Origin of the sequence: Sulfitobacter sp. R86518 (assembly GCF_042466275.1) — a bacterium.
Taxonomy (GTDB): Bacteria; Pseudomonadota; Alphaproteobacteria; order Rhodobacterales; family Rhodobacteraceae; genus Sulfitobacter; species Sulfitobacter pontiacus.
This window is the reverse complement of record NZ_JAXHCA010000010.1, coordinates 141,541-160,929: the sequence shown is the minus strand read 5'-3', so window position 1 is coordinate 160,929 and position 19,389 is coordinate 141,541. Positions and strand designations below refer to the sequence as shown.

General features: G+C 60.2%; 20 protein-coding genes. 3 read left to right on the top strand and 17 right to left on the bottom strand.

The window, feature by feature from the left end:
* Positions 1-72: 72 nt before the first annotated feature.
* The 14 genes from SJY36_RS18860 to SJY36_RS18795 all read right to left on the bottom strand — a co-directional run bounded on the left by SJY36_RS18860 (position 73) and on the right by SJY36_RS18795 (position 13,395).
* Positions 73-354, bottom strand: coding sequence for a hypothetical protein (locus SJY36_RS18860; RefSeq protein ID WP_386176861.1), 282 nt, complete (start codon positions 352-354; stop codon positions 73-75).
* Positions 348-776 (bottom strand): ATP-binding cassette domain-containing protein, encoded by a 429-nt coding sequence (locus tag SJY36_RS18855; RefSeq protein ID WP_386176860.1) that lies wholly within the window; start codon positions 774-776, stop codon positions 348-350. Before SJY36_RS18855 ends, SJY36_RS18860 begins: the two co-directional genes overlap by 7 nt.
* Complete coding sequence (locus SJY36_RS18850) at positions 776-1,537, bottom strand: ABC transporter ATP-binding protein (protein ID WP_005848852.1); 762 nt, start codon at positions 1,535-1,537, stop codon at positions 776-778. The genes SJY36_RS18855 and SJY36_RS18850 overlap by 1 nt, the downstream gene beginning before the upstream one ends.
* Positions 1,534-2,874, bottom strand: a complete 1,341-nt coding sequence (locus tag SJY36_RS18845; RefSeq protein ID WP_037941897.1) for a branched-chain amino acid ABC transporter permease — start codon at positions 2,872-2,874, stop codon at positions 1,534-1,536. The genes SJY36_RS18850 and SJY36_RS18845 overlap by 4 nt, the downstream gene beginning before the upstream one ends.
* A complete protein-coding gene (locus tag SJY36_RS18840) occupies positions 2,871-3,827 on the bottom strand; it encodes a branched-chain amino acid ABC transporter permease (RefSeq protein WP_005848848.1) in 957 nt (318 codons plus the stop codon). The genes SJY36_RS18845 and SJY36_RS18840 overlap by 4 nt, the downstream gene beginning before the upstream one ends.
* Positions 3,828-3,905: 78 nt before the next feature.
* A complete protein-coding gene (locus SJY36_RS18835; RefSeq protein WP_037941894.1) occupies positions 3,906-5,153 on the bottom strand; it encodes a branched-chain amino acid ABC transporter substrate-binding protein in 1,248 nt (415 codons plus the stop codon).
* Between the two features lie 464 nt (positions 5,154-5,617).
* Entirely contained in the window at positions 5,618-6,415 is a 798-nt protein-coding gene (locus SJY36_RS18830) for an IclR family transcriptional regulator (RefSeq protein ID WP_074636808.1), read from the bottom strand.
* Position 6,416: 1 nt separating this feature from the next.
* Positions 6,417-7,448 carry a phosphotransferase family protein gene (locus SJY36_RS18825; RefSeq protein WP_386176859.1) on the bottom strand — a complete coding sequence of 344 codons (1,032 nt, stop codon included), beginning with the start codon at positions 7,446-7,448 and terminating at the stop codon, positions 6,417-6,419.
* Between the two features lie 12 nt (positions 7,449-7,460).
* Entirely contained in the window at positions 7,461-8,108 is a 648-nt protein-coding gene (locus SJY36_RS18820) for a histidine phosphatase family protein (protein WP_005848839.1), read from the bottom strand.
* 6 nt (positions 8,109-8,114) lie between these two features.
* A complete protein-coding gene (locus SJY36_RS18815) occupies positions 8,115-9,311 on the bottom strand; it encodes an acetyl-CoA C-acyltransferase (RefSeq protein ID WP_005848837.1) in 1,197 nt (398 codons plus the stop codon).
* Between the two features lie 27 nt (positions 9,312-9,338).
* Positions 9,339-10,265, bottom strand: coding sequence for an SDR family NAD(P)-dependent oxidoreductase (locus tag SJY36_RS18810; protein WP_386176858.1), 927 nt, complete (start codon positions 10,263-10,265; stop codon positions 9,339-9,341).
* A gap of 9 nt (positions 10,266-10,274) precedes the next feature.
* A complete protein-coding gene (locus tag SJY36_RS18805; RefSeq protein ID WP_009824304.1) occupies positions 10,275-11,096 on the bottom strand; it encodes an SDR family oxidoreductase in 822 nt (273 codons plus the stop codon).
* A 3-nt stretch (positions 11,097-11,099) separates the two neighbouring features.
* Positions 11,100-12,215 carry an acyl-CoA dehydrogenase family protein gene (locus tag SJY36_RS18800; protein ID WP_386176857.1) on the bottom strand — a complete coding sequence of 372 codons (1,116 nt, stop codon included), beginning with the start codon at positions 12,213-12,215 and terminating at the stop codon, positions 11,100-11,102.
* A gap of 4 nt (positions 12,216-12,219) precedes the next feature.
* Positions 12,220-13,395 (bottom strand): acyl-CoA dehydrogenase family protein, encoded by a 1,176-nt coding sequence (locus tag SJY36_RS18795; RefSeq protein WP_386176856.1) that lies wholly within the window; start codon positions 13,393-13,395, stop codon positions 12,220-12,222.
* Positions 13,396-13,519: 124 nt separating this feature from the next.
* Here SJY36_RS18795 and SJY36_RS18790 point away from each other — a divergent pair, with 124 nt between their 5' ends.
* Genes SJY36_RS18790 through SJY36_RS18780 form a run of 3 tightly spaced genes read left to right on the top strand, consistent with a single transcriptional unit; the run spans position 13,520 to position 16,023 of the window.
* Positions 13,520-14,518, top strand: coding sequence for an NADPH:quinone oxidoreductase family protein (locus SJY36_RS18790; RefSeq protein WP_074636819.1), 999 nt, complete (start codon positions 13,520-13,522; stop codon positions 14,516-14,518).
* Positions 14,519-14,536: 18 nt separating this feature from the next.
* The gene (locus tag SJY36_RS18785; protein WP_317938950.1) at positions 14,537-15,541 is read left to right on the top strand and encodes an NADP-dependent oxidoreductase; all 1,005 of its coding nucleotides are present in this window, start codon (positions 14,537-14,539) and stop codon (positions 15,539-15,541) included.
* Positions 15,542-15,552: 11 nt separating this feature from the next.
* Positions 15,553-16,023 carry a MaoC family dehydratase gene (locus SJY36_RS18780; protein ID WP_005849103.1) on the top strand — a complete coding sequence of 157 codons (471 nt, stop codon included), beginning with the start codon at positions 15,553-15,555 and terminating at the stop codon, positions 16,021-16,023.
* A gap of 70 nt (positions 16,024-16,093) precedes the next feature.
* Here the strand turns inward: SJY36_RS18780 and SJY36_RS18775 are convergent, their stop codons facing one another.
* From SJY36_RS18775 to SJY36_RS18765, 3 genes are read right to left on the bottom strand one after another with little or no spacing between them, the layout of a single operon-like run.
* Positions 16,094-16,699, bottom strand: a complete 606-nt coding sequence (locus tag SJY36_RS18775) for a hypothetical protein (protein ID WP_005849102.1) — start codon at positions 16,697-16,699, stop codon at positions 16,094-16,096.
* A 3-nt stretch (positions 16,700-16,702) separates the two neighbouring features.
* A complete protein-coding gene (locus SJY36_RS18770; RefSeq protein WP_386176855.1) occupies positions 16,703-18,880 on the bottom strand; it encodes a molybdopterin cofactor-binding domain-containing protein in 2,178 nt (725 codons plus the stop codon).
* A 3-nt stretch (positions 18,881-18,883) separates the two neighbouring features.
* A complete protein-coding gene (locus tag SJY36_RS18765; protein ID WP_009824309.1) occupies positions 18,884-19,342 on the bottom strand; it encodes a (2Fe-2S)-binding protein in 459 nt (152 codons plus the stop codon).
* Positions 19,343-19,389: the final 47 nt, after the last annotated feature.

The following is a 19,389-nucleotide window of genomic DNA, read 5'->3' as shown; positions in this document are numbered from 1 at the left end:
CTCAGGAGGATGAGGCCGCGGAACGCGACGATTTCAATAGATGATTTACTGGTAATGGTCCGGGTTAGGTCATCAGACCTCAAGCCATTCCTTGCGCACGTCATCACGCTGGCGCAATTCAGCCGGCGTGCCCTCATAGACCACCTGACCATGCCCCATAACATAGACCCGATCCGCGATGTCCATCGCGATCGACAGTTTCTGTTCCACCAGCAGGGTAGAGATCCCGCGGTTGGCGATCTCTTTGAGCACCTCGGCGACCTTCTGCACCATCTGCGGGGACAGACCTTCGGTGGGTTCGTCGATCATGACCAGATCGGGGTCGCCCATCAGCGTGCGACACATGGTCAACATCTGCTGCTCCCCCCCGACAGTACCGAGGCTTCGACGTCGGCGCGGCGGTCAAGGTTTTCGAACATGTCGAACATCGACTGCATCGACCAACGGCCCGCGCCATCCTTCTGGCCCGGCTTCAGACCCAGCGTCAGGTTCTGCCGCGTGGTGAGACCGGGAAAGATATCGCGGTTCTCTGGCACATAGCCGATCCCCATATTGGCGATCTGGAAGGCTTTCTTGCCGCTGATCTCCTGCCCCTGAAACTTGACCGATCCTTTCGGTTCGACCTCGCCCATGATGGCCTTGCAGGTGGTAGACCGCCCCACCCCGTTGCGCCCCAGAAGCGCGACGATCTCGCCTTCTTTGACGTTCAGGTTCACCCCCTGAAGGATGTGGGACTTGCCGTAGAAGGCGTGCATATCCGTGACTTCGAGCATCATTAGTGTTCTGCCTCCAATGCGGCGCCCAGATAGGCTTCTTGTACGCGGGCGTCTGCACGCACGTCTTCGGGTTTTCCGGTGGCGATGATTTCGCCATAGACCAGCACCGAAATCCGGTCGGCGAGACCGAAGACCACGCTCATATCATGTTCCACCATGATCAGCGTCTTGCCCGCGGTCACCTTGAGGATCAGGTCGGTGATATAGTCGGTTTCCGTGTTGCTCATCCCCGCCGTCGGTTCGTCCAGCATGATGACATCGGCACCGCCCGCGATGGTGATCCCGATTTCAAGCGCGCGCTGTTCGGCGTAAGACAGGGTACCCGCGGGCAGGTTGCGCCGTTCCAGCAGGTTGATCTGGTCAAGGATGCGGTCCGCGCCCTCGGTCAGTTCACGGGACCGGTTCACCAGATTCCAGAAGCTGTATTTATAGCCCTGCGACCACAAGAGCGCACAGCGCACGTTTTCAAACACGCTCATCGCCGGAAAGATGTTGGTGATCTGGAACGAGCGGCTAAGCCCCTTGCGGTTGATCTGGAAGGGTTCAAGCCCGGCCAGATCCTCTCCGTGCAGCTTTACCGTTCCAGCCGAAGGCGCAAACCGTGCGGTGATCAGGTTGAACAGCGTCGATTTGCCCGCGCCGTTCGGCCCGATCACGGCGTGACGTTCCGCCTTGCCGATGCTCAGGTCGATGCCGCGGATGATCTCGGCCTTGCCAAAGCTTTTCTTGAGGCCAGTCAGTTCAAGTGCGGGTGTGCTCATGACGCGCCTCCTGCTGTGTTTGCTTCGTTCCAGGCGTCTTTCAACGCGGGTGCTGTGGCCCTGGCGATGCCCAGACCGATCAGCGCGACCGCGCCCGCCACCAGCCACGGCATCAGCGTGTGGCTGTCAAAGGTGGTCCAGAAGACGGTCATTTCATTGTCACCCGTGGCCCCATGACGATAGTGGAACGTCATCTCGACCAGCGCGGCCAGCCCCATCAAACCGATTGCCGCTGGCAGCAGCGTCTTGAGATAGGGCATGATCAACGTCGATGCCTTGCCCAGCTTGAACACAGGCACATGCATCATCAGCAGACCCGCCAGACCACCGGGGAAGAACATCACCGTGGATAGGAACAGGACGCCCGCATAAAAGGCCCAAAGCTCTGTCGACAGGCTCAGAACGGTTTGCAGCAGGGTAAAGGCGATGGCCCCGATGATCGGCCCAAAGAAGAACCCGACGCCGCCAAGGAAGGTCACCAGCAGGATGATCCCTGACGAGGCGGTGTTGAGGTTTTCCTCGGTCAGGATTTCGTAGTTGATCGCGAAAAGCCCACCGGACACACCCGCAAAGAAGCCAGAGGCGACAAAGCTGTAGAAGCGGACCCACCGCGAGGAATAGCCCAGAAACTCTGCCCGTTCGGGATTGTCGCGCACGGCGTTTGCCATGCGTCCCACGGGGGTGCGGCTCCAGAGGTACATCAGCGCGGCAGAGATCACGACCCAGCCAGCGGTCAGGTAATAGACCTCGATCTGTTGCAGGAATTCGACGCCAAAGAAGGGCTGCGCGTAGGTCCGGTCGCCGCTGATGCCTTCTTCGCCGCCAAAGAACGCGACGATGATGACGGAACAGGCCGCGATCAATTCGCCCACACCCAGCGAGATCATGGCGAATACCGTGCCCGCGTTACGGGTCGAAAACGCGCCGACGATCATGGCCAGACCCATGCCGAAGAGACCACCAAAAACCGGCAGGATCACCAGTGGAATGGTCGAGAAGAAATCGGACATGTTCATGATGTGCATACAGGCAAAGCCCCCCACACCGGCATAGACCGCGTGGCCAAAGGACAGCATACCCCCCTGCCCGAGCAGCATGTTATAGGCCAGCGCGAAGACGATCGTGATCGACATCTGGTTCATGATCGTCAGTGCCGAATTATTGGTAAACACCATCGGCAGGATGGCCAGCACGACAGAGGCAATGACCCAGGGGGCCAATGTCAGCACCAGCGACCCTGACCGCATACGCTGCGCGGGTTTGGAAGGGTCCGTGGTGATCTGCTCTTTCGGGCGGGCGCCTTTGGGAATGTCGGTTCTTGGATCTGAAACTGTCATGAGCTGCGCTTTCCGAAAAGACCTGCCGGGCGGAAGATGAGGATCAGCACCATCAGGATATAGGGCAAGATGTCGGCGATCTGCGGGCTGGTGAGGCTCCAGAAATCGCGGAATATGCTGTCATCCAGGCTCTCGGGTTTAGAGATGCCAAGGCCGGTCAGGATATTCTCCATCTCGATGTTGTAGGATTTGGCGAAAGTGGTGATCCAGCCAATCAATAGCGACGCGATCAGCGCCCCCCACAGCGACCCGAGGCCACCGATCACGATGGTCACGAACACGATCGACCCCAGCACAAAGGCCATACCGGGGAAGGTGCCAAGCACCGGTCCCGCAATCACACCGGCTACGCCGGCCAGCGCCGTGCCGACCCCGAACACCCCCATAAAGATCAGCGGCACATTGTGGCCCAAGGCTTCGACCGTGCGCGGATAGCTCAGCGCGGCCTGAATGATCATGCCGACGCGGGTCTTGGTCAGCACGTAAAGCAGCCCGATAAAGATGCTGATCGAGATGAAGATCATGAATATCTTATAAGCGGGGATCGAATTCCCCGAGATCGCAAACGCGGTAAAGTTCAACGCGTCAGGAATGGCGTAGGGCAGTTGGTTCTTGCCCCAGATGAATTGCACCAGTTCTTCGATCAACAGCGCCAGACCAAAGGTAAAGATCAGTTCGGGCACGTGTCCGTATTGGTGAACCCGGCGCAGGCCATAGCGTTCAACCCCTGCCCCCATCACACCCACGACGAGCGGCGCGATCAGCAGCCCCATCCAGAAGCCGAGCGCAAGACTGATCTGGTAGGCGAAATAGGCACCAAGCATGTAAAAGCTGGCGTGAGCGAAGTTCAAAACACCCATCATCGAGAAAATTAGGGTCAGACCGGCGGAGAGCATGAACAACAGCAATCCAGTAACCAGCCCGTCGATGAGGTTGACGAGAATGAGGTCCATGAGGCCCCTCCAGTAGTATGGTGGCAAGGTGCAAGAGGGGCCCGCCCGCCAGCGCAGGCGGACCCGAGAGAAATCGCCTTATTCGGGGCGCTTCATCTCGCAGGTTGTCGGGCTGTCCATCGACGCCATTTCGACGGTCGATTCAGTCACGACACCATACCCGGATTGGTCATAGTCAAAGTCCAGGTTGTCGTTTGTGTGGACGCCGACATGCATGTCCTGAATGATCTGGTGATCTTGGGGACGCATGAACAGTTTACCACCCCACATGCTGTCGTATTCCATGCCTTCCAGTTTGCTGGCCACCGCGACCACATCTGTGGCGGAGCCCGCTTCGGTGATGGCCTGGGCCAGCATACCGATGGTGTTGAAGATACGGCTTTGGTCGATGTTGCCGTCTGGATACTTCTCAAGGAAGGCGTTGTAGGTGTCGCGCGCTTCTTCGGTGGCGATCGGGTTGATGCTACCTTGCGAAATCAGGCGGATCTTGTCTTTACCGCTTTCACCAAAGGCGGCCGTGATGCCGGAACCCGCAGCGTAATAGGTATAGATCGGCCCTTCGAACCCGTTGTCGATGATCGCCTTGCCGATGCCCAGCATGTCAGCGCCCCAGTTCCCGGTAATCACGGCATCCGCACCAGAGGATACAACCTTGCGCGCGTAGGGGGTAAAGTCTTTCACCTTGCCGATGGGGTGCAGTTCGTCACCGACGACCTCGATGCCGTCACCTTTCGCGCCCAGCATTTCATTGGCGGCGGCAGACACAGCCTTACCAAAGGAATAGTCCTGCCCGATGATGTAGACTTTCTTGATGTCCTTGTCCTGAACGATCACATCGGTCAGCGCGTCCATCTTGATGTCAGAGTTGGCGTCGAAACGGAAATGCCAGAAGTTGCATTTGTCGTTGGTCAGCGCAGGGTCCACAGCGGCATAGTTCAGGAACAGAACACGGCTGTCGGGGTTGCGGCGGTTGTGCTTGTCGATGGCTTCGGTCAATGCGTTCGCAACGCCAGAGGAGTTCCCCTGAACGACGTAGCGCGCGCCTTGGTCAATCGCGACCTGAAGCTGAATAAGGGATTCTTTGGGGCTGACCTTGTTATCAAAAGGCAGCACTTCCATTTTTTGGCCGTCCAGCAGACCGCCTTTGTCGTTTACCATGTAATCAGCCGCGAATTCGAACTGATGCAGGCCATTGGTGCCAGTGCTTGCGAATGGACCGGAGAGCGGGTCAATGAACGCGATCTTGATGTTTTCGGCAAAGGCTGCGCTCGCGCCAATGACCAAAGAAAGCGCGGAAACCGCGCCGTACTTAGCGATATTTTTCATTTTAATCCTCCCAAGGACGGCCCGGCGCTTTTAATGCGTTTTTTGGATTGCCAGACCTTGGGAAGAGCCTTGCATAATGCGATTTATTGTCAAGCGCCTCTATTCATAAGTTGCGAGCCTGCACCGTCGGTTATGCCATATATTGCGTGACGGTGCGGACAAAATCACCTGCGTGAAATTTTGCCCGCTGCCGTTTTTTGACGCAGGGTCAGAAATAAGCATTTGAAAATAAATGTATTAATGAATTGCACAAGATTGTGACGGCTGATCAGTTTTTACGCGGTGCCTGACAGATGTCCGCTGAACACTATTCAAAAAAAATTTGCGGCGGCGGGTGCGATCCTGACAATTGTCATGGCACCGCAGATTTGCCAATTCCAGCCACTGGAACGAAGCTGCTGGCCGCGGTGGTTGAAATCTATACGACCGGCCAAGTTGATTCTCCCGCCCCGCGGGTCCACACCCTAAAACCGGATGCTGATGGCTTGCGCCGCTGCTGACAAAAGCTGTGCATAGGTCGTTTCAAGCTGCCGTTTCTTCACGTGGAAAGCGGGACCGCCCACATTCAGCCCGTAAACCTGCGATCCGTTGGGCGAAAACACGGGCACCGCGATGCCGTTCACATCAGGACGCCAATCGCCATAGCTTGAACAAAATCCCTTATCTGCAAACTCTGTCATCGCTGCGGCATAGCTGTCGCGCGCGCGGGTTTCGAACTCGGGTCCTTCGGCTGCAGCATAGCGGAACGCGCGGTCGCGGCTTTCGTCGGACATGCCGGTCAGGATTGCGCGACCAATGGCGGAATCAAACAGCGGCAGCCGTGACCCGACGCGAATTTGCAACGCGACATCTTCGCGCGAGCGTTTGGTCGCGATATAGACAACGTCCAGCCGGTGGACCTCTCCGATCGCGATGGTGACGTAGGAATTGGGCCCGTCGCGCAGCTTGCGCATCTCTTCCTGCGCGCGGTCGCCGATCTCCATACTCGACAGCACGCCAAAGCCAAGCTGCAGCACCCCTGCGCCCAGCCGATAGGTGCCGGTGCGGGCATCGGCGACAAGATAGTCCAGTTCCACCAGCGTATGGGTCAAGCGCGACACCGTCGCCTTGGGCAGCCCTGTCCGTTCGGAGAAATCCGTGTTGGTCAGGGCTGTTTCGTTTTCCCGAAAGCAGCGCAACACATCCAGCCCGCGGGCAAGCGCCGTGACAAAGTTTCTGTCCTTCGTCTCTGCCGGATCTGTCGCGAACTCGTTGGAGGCCATCTTACTTGCCTTCCAGCGCTTTAAGCCCGTTTTCCGCAAACACAGGGACATAGGCCCCGACCTTCATCGCCCGCTCGGGGTTGGAGGCATTGCCGTCCAGCGCGCGTTTCAATACGCCCTGAATGATCCCGGCCATGCGGAAGAAGCAAAAGGCGAGGTAGAAGCCAAAGTTGTCGATCCCGTCCAGCCCGCGGCGTTCGCAGTATTTGGCGATGAATTCGGCATCACTCGGCACGCCAAGCGCTGCGCGGTCCACACCGCCAAAGCCGCGCCCTTCGGTGCCCGCGGGCATCTGCCACTGCATGATAACGGCCGCAAGGTCAGCGTATGGGTGGCCAATGGTCGACAGTTCCCAGTCCAGAATGGCCAGACATTTGGTGCCGTCTTTCTCGAACATCATATTGTCGATACGGTAATCACCATGCACCAGCGTGCGCTGCCCGTCATCCGCAGGGATGCTGGCGGTCAGCTTTTCGATCAGCTTGTTCATCGCGGGCAGGTCTTCGGTTTCGGACGCGCGGTATTGCTTGGTCCAGCGGGCGACCTGACGTTCATAATAGTTACCGGGGGGGCCGTAATCCGACAGACCCACCGCGTCGATGTCCACCTCGTGCAGGGCGGCAAGCACGCGGTTCATCTCGTCAATCACGCCAGCGCGGCCTGCCTTGTCCATGTCGGGCATGCGCGGGTCCATGAAGTTGCGCCCGTCGATATGATCCATGATGTAGAACGCCGACCCGATCACATCGTCGTCTTCGCACAGCAGGTGCATTTTCGACACGGGCACATCGGTATCCTGCAACGCCTTTTGCACGCGGAACTCACGATCAACCGCGTGTGCGGATTTCAACAGAACCCCCGGCGGTTTGCGACGCAGCACATAGTTACGCGACGGGGTTTTCAGCAGGAACGTCGGGTTGGACTGACCAGCCTGGAACTTGGAGACCTCAAGCGGGCCTTCAAAGCCCTCAAGGTGTTTTTCCAGATAGGCGCTGACCATCGGAATATCGAGTGTCTGGGTGTCTGTGCTCATGGCTACCGTTCCTTAACTATAGGTCAGCATGTCAGCGGTCTCGGCTGACATCAGATGCGGGGTCGCGTTGAATTCATGAAGGAAAAACGCGGATTTGGTGAAGACGAATTTGGTGATGGATGTGTTCTTGATCTGCAGGTTCAAGGTCATCATCATTTTATGCGGTGCGCCGAGAGACGCCGCCGTCAGCTGCCCGATCACCCCACCGGAGCTTACGGCAAGCACGCGCTCCGCCCCTTCGGCACAGGCGATCAGACGGGCGGCTTCCACGCGGTCGGTGAAATTGGCCCATGTCTCGGCGGGGCCTTCGATCTCGTCTGCCTGCCACTGAAAGACGGTTTCGCGCAGGGTACGGAAATGCACCTTGCGGTCGCCCTTGACCAGTTCCGGAACCGCCCCTTTATAGCGCGCGTCCAGCAGGTTCTGAAAATCATACTCATTCAGGCCGGGGTGGGTGTCGCCTGCCTCGAATCCCATCGAGGCAAGCGTTTCTTTCTGACGGGTCAGGGTGCCGGTGATTGTCCGGTCCGGCACCCATCCGGTATCGCGGAGCAACTGGCCGACGGCCTCGGATTGCCGGTGCCCGAGGTCCGACAACTTGTCATAGTTGTCAGCCCCAAAAGACGCCTGACCGTGGCGGATGACCAGTAGCTCTCCCATGATGGTTTACAGAACCTCAAAGAGGCCAGCAGCCCCCATGCCGCCGCCAACACACATGGTGCAGACAACGTATTTGGCACCGCGACGCTTGCCTTCGATCAGCGCGTGGCCAACCATGCGCGCGCCGGACATGCCGTAGGGGTGACCGATAGAGATCGCGCCGCCGTCGACGTTCAACAGCTCGTCCGGGATGCCCAGCTTGTCGCGCGATGCGATCACCTGACAGGCAAAGGCTTCGTTCAGTTCCCACAGACCGATGTCTTCGATCTTGAGCCCGTGCGCTTCCAGCAGCTTTGGCACGGCATAGATCGGGCCGATACCCATCTCATCGGGCTCGCAGCCTGCGGCCATCACGCCAACGTAGCGACCCAGTGGCTGAAGACCGCGACGTTCGGCTTCTTTCGCTTCCATGACCACGGCGGCAGAGGCACCATCGGACAGCTGCGAGGCGTTGCCCGCGGTGATGAACTTGCCTTCGGGCAGGTGGATGCCGTCTTTGAACACGGGCTTCAGACCGGCAAGGCTTTCCGCCGTGGTGCCGGGGCGGTTGCCCTCGTCTTTTTCCAAAGTGACTTCGTGCTTGGAAATCTCTTTGGTCTCTTTGTCCTGAACCATCATCGTGGTGGTCATCGCGACGATTTCGTCGTCAAAGCGGCCGGCCTGTTGCGCTTGGTGCGTCAGCTCTTGGCTGCGCGCCGCGTATTCGTCCTGCGCTTCGCGGCTCACGTTATAGCGCTCTGCCACGTTTTCGGCTGTTTCCAGCATGGTCATGTAGATTTCGGGCTTGTTCTGCTTGAGCCATGGGTCGGCGCTGACGCGCATCTCTGGCGTTTGCACGAGGGAGATGCTGTCGACACCGCCGCCGATGACAATGTCCATCCCGTCGGTGATCACCTGCTTGGCCGCGGTGGCGATTGCCATCATGCCGGATGCACACTGACGGTCCAGCGACATGCCTGCAACGGTCACGGGCAGGCCTGCGCGGATGGCGGCCTGACGCGCGATGTTGCCCGCCTGATGTCCCTGCTGCAAGGCGGAACCGATGACACAGTCAGAGATTTCCGACCCGTCAAGACCCGCGCGCTTCACGGCGTTCTCGATGGCGTGGGCGGCAAGCGCCTGTGGTGTGGTGGCGTTGAACGCACCGCGATAGGCTTTGCCGATCGGGGTACGGGCGGTGGATACGATTACTGCGTCACGCATGGTGATCTCCCTTTGAAAGTTCGTCTGTTAGCCCCAATCCAGATCAAGACCTTGGGCCTTGGCTGCATTGAGCGCGTATTTCTTCGTTTGACTAAAGGCATCGGTCAGCTCTTGCTGGCCGCCTGCGTCGGTGATTTTGTCGAAAGCGGATGCGACACCTTCAGGGGTATTCTCGTCGCCGGTCAAGGTCACGCCTTCCGTTTCGTAAATTCGGGTCTGGGCAAAGCCGCCCGCCCCTGCCCCAAGGATCACACGGCTGGGGCCGTCCTCGCTGACGAGGTACAGCAGGCCGGGGGTGATCGTTTCGGGGGCCAGCAGGGCTTGGGCCTGTTCGGGCAGCAGATCGGCGGTCATCCGCGTGGCCGCTGTGGGGGCCAGCGTGTTGACGCGGATATTGTCACGCGCGCCTTCCAGATGCAGCACGTTCATCAGCCCCACCATCGCCGCTTTGGCCGCACCGTAGTTGGATTGACCAAAGTTGCCATACAGCCCCGAGGCCGAGGATGTCAGCACAATGCGCCCGTATTTCTGTTCGCGCATGATCGGCCAGCAAGCATGGGTCACATTCGCAGACCCGATCAGATGCACGTCGACGACCTTGCGGAAATCAGACATCTCCATCTTGGAAAACGTCTTGTCCCGCAGGATGCCTGCGTTGTTCACCAGAATGTCGATACGGCCCCAGGCGTCCATGACCTGCGCGACCATATCCTTGACACCGGCCTCGTCCGAGACATCACAGCCATGCGCCATCGCCTCGCCGCCCGCGTCGCGGATTTCCTGCGCGACGGCTTCGGCAGCCGCCGACGAAGACCCTTGCCCGTCGGTTGTCACGCCCAGATCATTGACCATAACCTTTGCGCCGCGTGCCGCGAGGCCAAGCGCATGGCTGCGCCCTAGGCCCGTGCCCGCGCCGGTGACAATAGCGACGCGGTTGTCAAAACGAATATCCATCATCGCCCCTTAGTGCAGTGCTTGTTCAAAGATGTTCGGCCCGCTCATCACGTTGATGCCGCCGCTGACGGGGACGATCGCGCCGGTGATATAGGCACCGCCCTTGCCGCAAAGGAACAACATGCAGCCCGCGATATCCGTATCGGTTCCGACGCGGCGCAGGGGGACGTCTTCGCCCACCTTGTTGCGCATATCCTCGTCGTGGGTCGCAAAGGCGGTCATCCGCGACACGAAGGGTCCGGGGGCCAAGGCGTTCACGGTGATCGCGTCACCTGCCAGTTCCTTGGCGAGGATCTTGCTCAGGTGGATCACCGCGGCCTTCGAGGCAGAGTAGCTGTAGGCGCCATCGCCCATCTCGCGTTCGCCCATCACCGATCCGACGTTCACCACCCGTGCCGGATCGTCGATCGTCGCGTTTGCCTTGAGCAGCGGCAGCAGTTTTTGCGTCAGATCGAACAGTCCCGCGACGTTCACGTCCATGACCTTGCCCCAGGCCTTGAACGGGAAATCACCCAAAGGCGCGCCCCAGGTGATGCCCGCGTTGTTCATCAGGATATCAAGGCTCTCGGTGCGGTCCTTCACGGCAGCGACCATTGCATCGACACCTTCCTCGGTGCCGACATCGCCTGCGAACCCCTCGGCAGAGCCAGAGGCCCCGAGCGCATTCAGTTCTTTCGCCACGGCCTCGCAGGCCTCGCCCTTACGGCTGGCGATCAACACGCGGGCGCCGGCACGCACCAGCGCCTCGGCGGCCATACGGCCAATCCCGGTCGCCCCGCCTGTGACCAGCGCGGTTTTACCCTCTAGGCCGAAAAGTGTTTGAATATCCATGCCTTAGAATCCTTTGTGCTTGGCAACCTGGGCAGCGTGATAGCCGTAGTCCCCGAGCCATTCGGCACCCACACGGGCGCGCTTCATGTAAAAACCGATGTCGAAAGCGTCCGTCATGCCGATCCCGCCATGCATTTGCACTCCTTCGATCACCGCCAGCTTGGCGGTCGATGTCGCACGGGCCTTGGCGAGCGACACGGCCATTGTCGCATTGTCGGGGTCTTCGTCCAGCTTGCGCCCCGCGTGCAACACGGCAGAGGCGGTGACTTCCGTCTCGCACCACAGATGGGCGGCGCGGTGTTGCAAGGCCTGGAAGGTGCCGATCAACGTGCCGAACTGCTTGCGTTCTTTCAGGTAGCCCACGGTCATGCCAAAGGCGCCCGCAGCAACGCCTGCCATCTCGGCGGCGAGGGCGGCCTGCCCTGCCTCGATCGCGGGTTTCAGCACGGTCATGGCGTCATCGACCTGACCCAACACATCATCGCCCGTCGCTTCGACGTTATCAAAATCGATCCGCGCGGAATCGCGTGCGTCGATCATGTTCTGCGCGTTGCGTGTGATGCCTGCGCGGTCCGCGGGAATGTCGAACAGGGTCAGCCCGTTGTCTGTCTTGGCCAGCACCAGCAAACGGTCCGCCAAAGCACCATCGACGACAAAGGTCTTCTTGCCCGTCAGGCGAAAACCATTGCCTTCCGCCGTGGCGGTCATTGCCGTCGCATCGGGGTTGAACTTCGATGTCTCATCCACCGCTAAGGCATAGGTCGCGTCGCCGCTGGCAATCTTGGCCAGCGCGGCCTCGGCGCGCGCATCGCTGACGTGGCGCAGGGCTGTCGCCGCGATCACCGCCGTCGAAAGGAACGGGCTGACGGCCAGCGTCTTGCCCATCTCCTGCGCCAGAATACCCGCAGCAGCATGGCCCATATCAACGCCACCCGCACTTTCAGGGACCAGCACACCGGCCCATCCCATCGCGGCCATCTCTTTCCACATCTTCGCGTCATGGGTCTGCCCGGCATCGCGCAAGTCACGGAACGCTTTGACGGGGGCGGATTTATCAATAAAACCGCGCGCCGAGTTGGCCAGCATGGTTTCGTCTTCAGTTAATACTAGTTTTACCATGATCTTACCCCGGAAGCCCAAGCACGCGGCGGGAGATAATGCTCAGCATCACCTCGCTCGTGCCGCCTTCGATTGAATTGGCCTTAGTCCGCAGCCAGTCCGCGGGACGGTTGCCTAAAGGCCCGTCCCATTCCAGCGCGTCGCTGCCACCCGCGGCCATCAGCAATTCGTGGCGCTGCATGTTCAGCTCTGTGCCCATGTATTTCAGCATCGCCGAGGCATCCCCCGCGCCAGTGCCGGCCTCGGCCTGATCCTTGTAGCGTTCCAGCGTGAGGCCAATGGCAAGCGCGTCCACCTCGCAGCGCATCGCATCGGCGCGCAGCACGGTGTCCATCTCTTGCCCCTCGGCCAGAGATTTATTCAGCACCGCCCCAAGCGCACGACCGCCCGACAGGCCCTGCCCCCCGCCCGAGATCATCTCGCGCTCGTGGGTCAGCAGGTATTTCGCCACGTCCCAACCGCGGTTCTCTTCGCCGACGATCCGGTCCTTGGGCACCTTCACATTGGTAAAGAACGTCTCGCAGAAGACCGACGCGCCAGAGATCAGCTTGATCGGGCGGGTCTCGACGCCTGCGTCTTCCATATCGATCAGCAGAAAGGAGATACCTTTGTGCTTGGGCGCGTCACGATCCGTACGGATCAGCGCGAAAATCCAGTCGGCTTTATCGGCGTAGGAGGTCCAGATTTTCTGACCATTTACCAGCCAATGATCGCCCTTGTCCTCGCCTTTGGTCTGGACACTGGCCAGATCCGACCCGGCCCCCGGCTCGGAATAGCCCTGACACCAGCGGATTTCACCGCGGGCGATCGGGGGCAAATAATGCAGTTTCTGTTCATGCGTGCCAAAGTGCAGCAAGGCGGGCCCAAGCATCCAGATGCCAAAGCTTTGCAACGGGTTGCGCGCCTCGATCCGGTCCATCTCTTCTTTGAATATCTTTTCCTGCGCGCGGTTCATCCCCGCCCCGCCGTATTCGACGGGCCATGTAGGCACGGTATAGCCCTTGGACGCGGCGCGCTCCATCCAGACGCGCTGCGCGTCGGATTCGAACTCAAAATTCTTGCCACCCCAGCATATCGATGCTTCACTCGGCTCACCGCCGCGCATTTCGGCCGGGCAGTTTGCCTCCAGCCAATCGCGCAGCTCCGCGCGGAAACCCTCCAGTTCCTGTTCGGACTGCATCTTTTCTCCCCCCTCGTTTTGCGAACTCCAATTCCGCACTGCAAAATTGCATTTCGAAATTCGATTGACAAGACAGTTTCTGAACGCGCCTATTGCTTTGCAAATCTAGAGGAGGAATGACCCGATGAAAGCCATGCTTAGCACTGCCCCCGGCGGACCCGAAACGCTGGAACTGACAGAGATGCCACAGCCTGAACCGAAGAAAGGTCAGGTGCGTATTCGCATCCGCGCAGCGGGGCTGAACTTCCCTGACACCTTGATTATCAAGGATCTTTACCAGATGAAGCCGCCCCGCCCCTTCGCGCCGGGTGGCGAGGTTTCAGGCGATGTGGACGCCGTGGGAGAGGGCGTTTCCAACGTTGCTGTGGGCGACCGGGTGCTGGCGATGACCGGCTTTGGCGGCTTTGCGACAGACATCATTGTGGACGCGGAACGGGTGCTGAAGATCCCCGATGCGATGCCATATGACGAAGCGTCATGTCTGGTGCTGACCTATGGCACCTCCCATCACGCGCTGAAAAACCGCGCCGAAATCCAGCCCGGCGAATCCTTGCTGATCATGGGCGCTGCGGGCGGTGTTGGCGTGGCTGCGATCGAACTGGCGAAAGCCGCCGGTGCCCGTGTGATCGCTGCCGTATCGTCGGAAGACAAGGCGCAGTTCTGCCGTGATCTGGGCGCGGACGAGACGATCATCTACAGCCGCGACATGGATGACCGTGCGACGCAGAAAGCCTTCTCGGACGAGATCAAGAAGCTGTCGGGCGGTGAGGGTGTCGATGTGGTTTATGACGCCGTGGGCGGCGCCTATGCCGAACCCGCCGTACGCGCGCTGGCGTGGAAAGGCCGCTATCTGGTCGTGGGCTTCCCTGCCGGTATCCCCAAGATCCCGTTGAACCTGACGCTGCTTAAGGGCTCGCAGATCATGGGTGTTTTCTGGGGCGCGCATACGGCACGCGAACCCAAGGTACATGCCGAAAACATGGCCGATCTGTTCCGTATGTATGCGGGTGGCCAGATCAAGCCGCGCATCTCTGCCCGCTATCCGCTGGAAAAAGCCGCCGACGCTCTCAACCTGATGCAGGACCGTAAGGTGCAGGGCAAAGTGGTGTTGGATGTTCAATAAGCAGATAGGACGTTCAAAATGACCAACACACAGATTGTCATCGCAGAGCTGCCCAGCGATTCGCTGACGCCTGCGCATTTCAAACAGACCACCGCGGATATGCCCGTGGCAGGCGACGGTCAGGTGCTGCTCAAGGTGATCCTGATGTCCATCGACGCGGCCAACCGGTCATGGATGAAAGGCGCGACCTACCGCGCGGCGGTCAACGCCGGAGACGCCATGCCGACCTATGCCATCTGCGAGGTCGTCGAGAGCAATAGCGACCGTCTGGCCGTTGGCGATATCGTCGCGTCAGAAGCAACGTGGTCGAACTTTGTCGTCGCCGATGCGCGCAAATGCGAGAAGCTGCCAAAGGTGCCGCAGCTGTCGAACCTGATGTCCGTCTACGGCATCGCGGGCAAAACCGCCTATCACGGGCTGATCTCTGTCGGGCAACCGGTTGCGGGTGAAACCGTGCTGGTGTCGGCAGCCGCAGGGTCGGTCGGTGGCTATGTCGGCCAGATCGCCAAGGCGCTTGGCTGTCGGGTCGTGGGCATCGCGGGCGGAGCGGAGAAATGCAAATGGGTGACGGAGGAATTGGGCTTTGACGCCTGCATCGACTACCGCGCCCCCGGCATGTCCAAAGCCCTGCGTGCTGCCTGCCCCGACGGGGTGGATGTCTATTTCGACAACGTCGGCGGCACCGTGCTCGAGGCCGCGTTGTTCGCGATGAACGAAAAGGGCCGCATCGTCTGCTGTGGTGCTGTCAGCCAATATGACACCGAAACCCCCACCGGGCCGCGCAACCTGCCCGGTCTGGTCGTGGTCAAACGTCTGCGGATGGAAGGCTTTATCGTGATGGACTGGACCCAGAACGACGCCAAGGCGCTGCGCGCGTTGCAGACTTGGGTCGACGCGGGACAGATCAAGGTGACCGAGGACATCGTCGACGGATTGGAAAACGCGCCACAGGCGCTGATCGGCCTGCTGGCCGGTGAGAACAAGGGCAAGCGCATGGTGCGTGTTGCCGCGGACCCATCCTGAAGGAGTATCACATGTCTGCATTGAAAGAGGCACTTGCCCATAGTGAAACGCTGATCGGGACCGAGGTCGGGGTCTCTGACTGGATCACGGTGGATCAAGAGATGATCGACCAATTTGCCAAAACCACCCACGACATGCAGTGGATTCACATCGACCCTGAACGCGCCGCTGCGGAAACGCCCTTTGGCGGAACGATTGCGCATGGGTTCCTGACCTTGTCGCTGGCGAGCCGCTTTGCCTATGATTGCTTTAACATGATGCCCGGACAGGTGATGGGCATTAACTATGGCATGAACAAGCTGCGGTTCCTGACCCCGGTCAAGGCGGGGTCGCGGCTGCGCGGGCGGTTCACGCTGCAAAAGGTCACGGCGCGCAACGCTACCGATATGCTGCGCGAGAACCTGCTAACGATCGAGATCGAAGGCGTCGAGACACCCGCGATGGTCGCCGAATGGTTGGGGCTGGCGGTGTTCAAAGACTAACCCCCCACACCAGCGCAAAGACAAAGGGCCGCGCATCCCTGCGCGGCCCTTTGCTATTTCGTCACCTCGGTTATCCCGCGGGACAGGCGGCACCCGTCTCGATCCAGGCCTTGGTCAGCTCGCCAAAAATCTCCTGACTGCCGGGTGCGGGCTCGCGGCCCTCGCCCGGATGCCACCCCCAGCCGACCAGACCGTCTTCGGCGTTGTGCTCGTGCAGCTCTTCCAGCGTCTTACCGCCATTGCGTTCCTCGTCCTTGATCTGGGCACAGATTTCGGCAGCGGATTTGCCGATCCAGCCCATTTCAATCGGGGCCAGTTGCCAAGGGGTATGCCCCGGGATCGACCCGCCCCCTGCGGCAAAGGTAAAGTTCTGTTCGCCATGACAGGTGTTGCAGCGCATACCGGGCGCGCCAAAGTCCGCCTCTCCGCGTACCACGGGGGGTTCGTGCATCTGCATATCCATCCCTTGGCGTGGAGAGTTATCGACGGGGTGGCAATTCAGGCAACGTGGATGCCCGATCACCACCATCATTTCCTCGAAAAGCGCGGTGGAGCGTTCTGCCTCCCCCTCGATCGCGTCAAATTCGTCAACCGTGCGCAGACCGTTGACGGTCTCTGCCATGACAGGGCCCGCCATCAGCGCAGTGATGGCCATGATGTTCAGCGTATTTTTCATGACTTACACTCCTACAGATTTGGTAAAGGGCAGTTTGGTGACAGCTTGCCCCGTCAGGGCACGCCACGCGTTTGCAACGGCCGGACCGACAGGCGGCAAGCCGGGTTCGCCGATACCGGTGGGGTCGTTGTCGCTTTGCACGATAGCGACCTCTACCTCGGGCATCTCGTTGATGCGCAGCATGCGGTAGGTGTCAAAGTTGCGTTCCATGATGGTGCCGCCTTCGCCAAGGGTGACCTCGTCAAACAGCACCGATCCCAGACCATAACCCGCCCCGCCTTCGATCTGGGCGCGGATGACATTGGGGTTCACGGCGACGCCACAGTCAACGGCGCACCAGATTTTGTGCACCTTGGGGAAGCCGCTCTGATCCGAGACTTCGACGATCTGGGCCACATAGGTGTTAAAGCTTTCGTGCACAGCAACGCCGTAGGCACGATCCCCCTTCACCTTGGTGCCGTCCCAACCGGCCAGCGCGGCCACTTTCTCCAACACGCCACGGTCGCGACCTGCGTCGCCTTTCATCAGGTCCAGACGCCCCTGAACGGGGTCTTTGCCCCCTGCCTCAAGCAGTTGATCCAGAAACACCTCGGTCGCGTAACCCGTATGCGAATGGCCGACCGACCGCCACCAGAGCACGGAAACGGGGCTATCCTGCCGGACCCAGTCCACCTTCAGCGCGGGCAGGTCGTAGGGCATCTTGGTGGCCCCCTCGTAGGACGTGGGGTCCATGCCGTCTTTCATCATGCCTTCCATCGGACCACCGGCCATGATGGATTGGTTCACCACCACGTCATGCCACCCGACGATATTGCCGTTCGCGTCCAGACCGCCCTTCATCTTATGCACGGTTAGCGGGCGATAATAGCCGCCGATCATGTCGTCCTCGCGCGTCCAGAGCAGTTTCCAGGACCCGTTCCCGCCCGCGGCTTTCGCGATCTCGGCGACTTCGGCGGCAACATGGGCCGTGGGCTGCGCGCGGCGGCCAAAGCTGCCGCCCGCGAACATCACGTTGATCTGCACCTCCGATGGATCGATCCCCAAGGTGGCGGCCAGCGTTGGCTTGTCGAGCGACGGGAATTGCGAGCCCATCCAAAGCTCCGCCTTGCCGTCCGTGACCTCGAGCACGGCATCAAGCGGTTCAAGCGCGGCATGGGCAAGATAGGGAAAGTGGAACTCTGCCTCGATCACCTGCGCGGCCCCGTCGATCCCCGCCATGGCATCGCCAACCTCTTCCGCGGCGCGACCGCCTTCGGCAGCGGCACGCGAGAAATCCGCATAGATCTGCGCGCTCGACCGAGTTTCGGCTTTGCTGTCGTCCCATGTCACCTGCAATGCCTCGCGCCCTTTGAGCGCGGCACCGGTGGTCTTGGCATAAACCGCGACCCCTTGCGGGATCTCACGTGCCGCTATGACACCCGGCACCTTCAGCGCGTCGGTATCATCAAAGCTGGCGACAACGGCACCCATCTTATCGGGGTGCGCCACGACGACCGTTTCCATCCCCTCGCGGTAGACATCCATCGTGTATTCGGCCTGACCGGTTGTCTTGGCATGGGTGTCCAGCTTGGGAACATCGGTGCCGATCAGGGTAAAATCCTTGGCCTCTTTCAGCTTGGGCTCGGCGGGGGCGGTCATGGTTGCGGCTTTTTCAGCGAAGGCACCAAAGCCTGCCTCGGTCCCGTTGGGGTGGGATATCCGCCCTTTCGAGATCGTGATCTCGGACGCGGGCACGCCCCATTCGGCGGCGGCGGCATCAACCAGCATCGCGCGGGCGGCGGCGCCGGCCTTGCGCATCTGCATATAGCTGTTCGCCATCGCGGTGGACCCGCCTGTGCCCTGCAACCCGAACAGCGTGTTGGCATAAAGTTCGTCATTGGCAGGCGCGCTTTCGGCACGCATCTGCGACCAGTCGGCGTCCAGTTCCTCGGCCACGAGGGTCGCAAGGCCGGTGTTCGGCCCTTGCCCGAATTCGATATGTTTGATCAGCACCGTCACCGTGTCATCGGGGGCGACACGAACAAAGGCGTTCGGCGCGAATGTGGCCGGATCGGCTGCCGGATCAAAGGCGGTCGCGGCACCGGACTGGGCGCGCGATTTTTCGGGTAGAACAACGCCGATCACCAGTCCGGCAGAAACGGTAGACAGAAAACCGCGGCGAGAAAGATTAAGATTGGTCATGGCTTACCCCTCCAGCTCTTTGGCGGCGTTCTTGATCGCCTCGCGGATACGGACATAGGTAGCGCAGCGGCAGATGTTGCCGGCCATGGCATTGTCGATATCCTCGTCCGTGGGGTTCGGGATCTCGCGCAGCAGGGCCGTGGCGCTCATCACCTGACCGGATTGGCACCAGCCGCATTGGGGCACGTCGATCGCCTCCCATGCTGCTTGGACCGCTTTGGCCTCTGGCCCGTCGACACCTTCGATGGTGGTCACATAGGAGCCTTCAACCATAGAAAGCGGGGTGACGCAGCTGCGGCGGGTCATGCCGTTCAGCTCGACCGTGCAGGCACCGCATTGCGCGATACCACAGCCGAATTTCGTGCCGGTCAGCCGCAGGTCGTCGCGCAGCACCCACAAGAGGGGCGTGTCATCGGGCGCGTCGACGCTCACCTCTTTGCCGTTCAGGGTAAAATTTATCATGCTGGCTCCTCCTATTGGATGTTGGCTGCTGGCGTGGAATGTTCGGG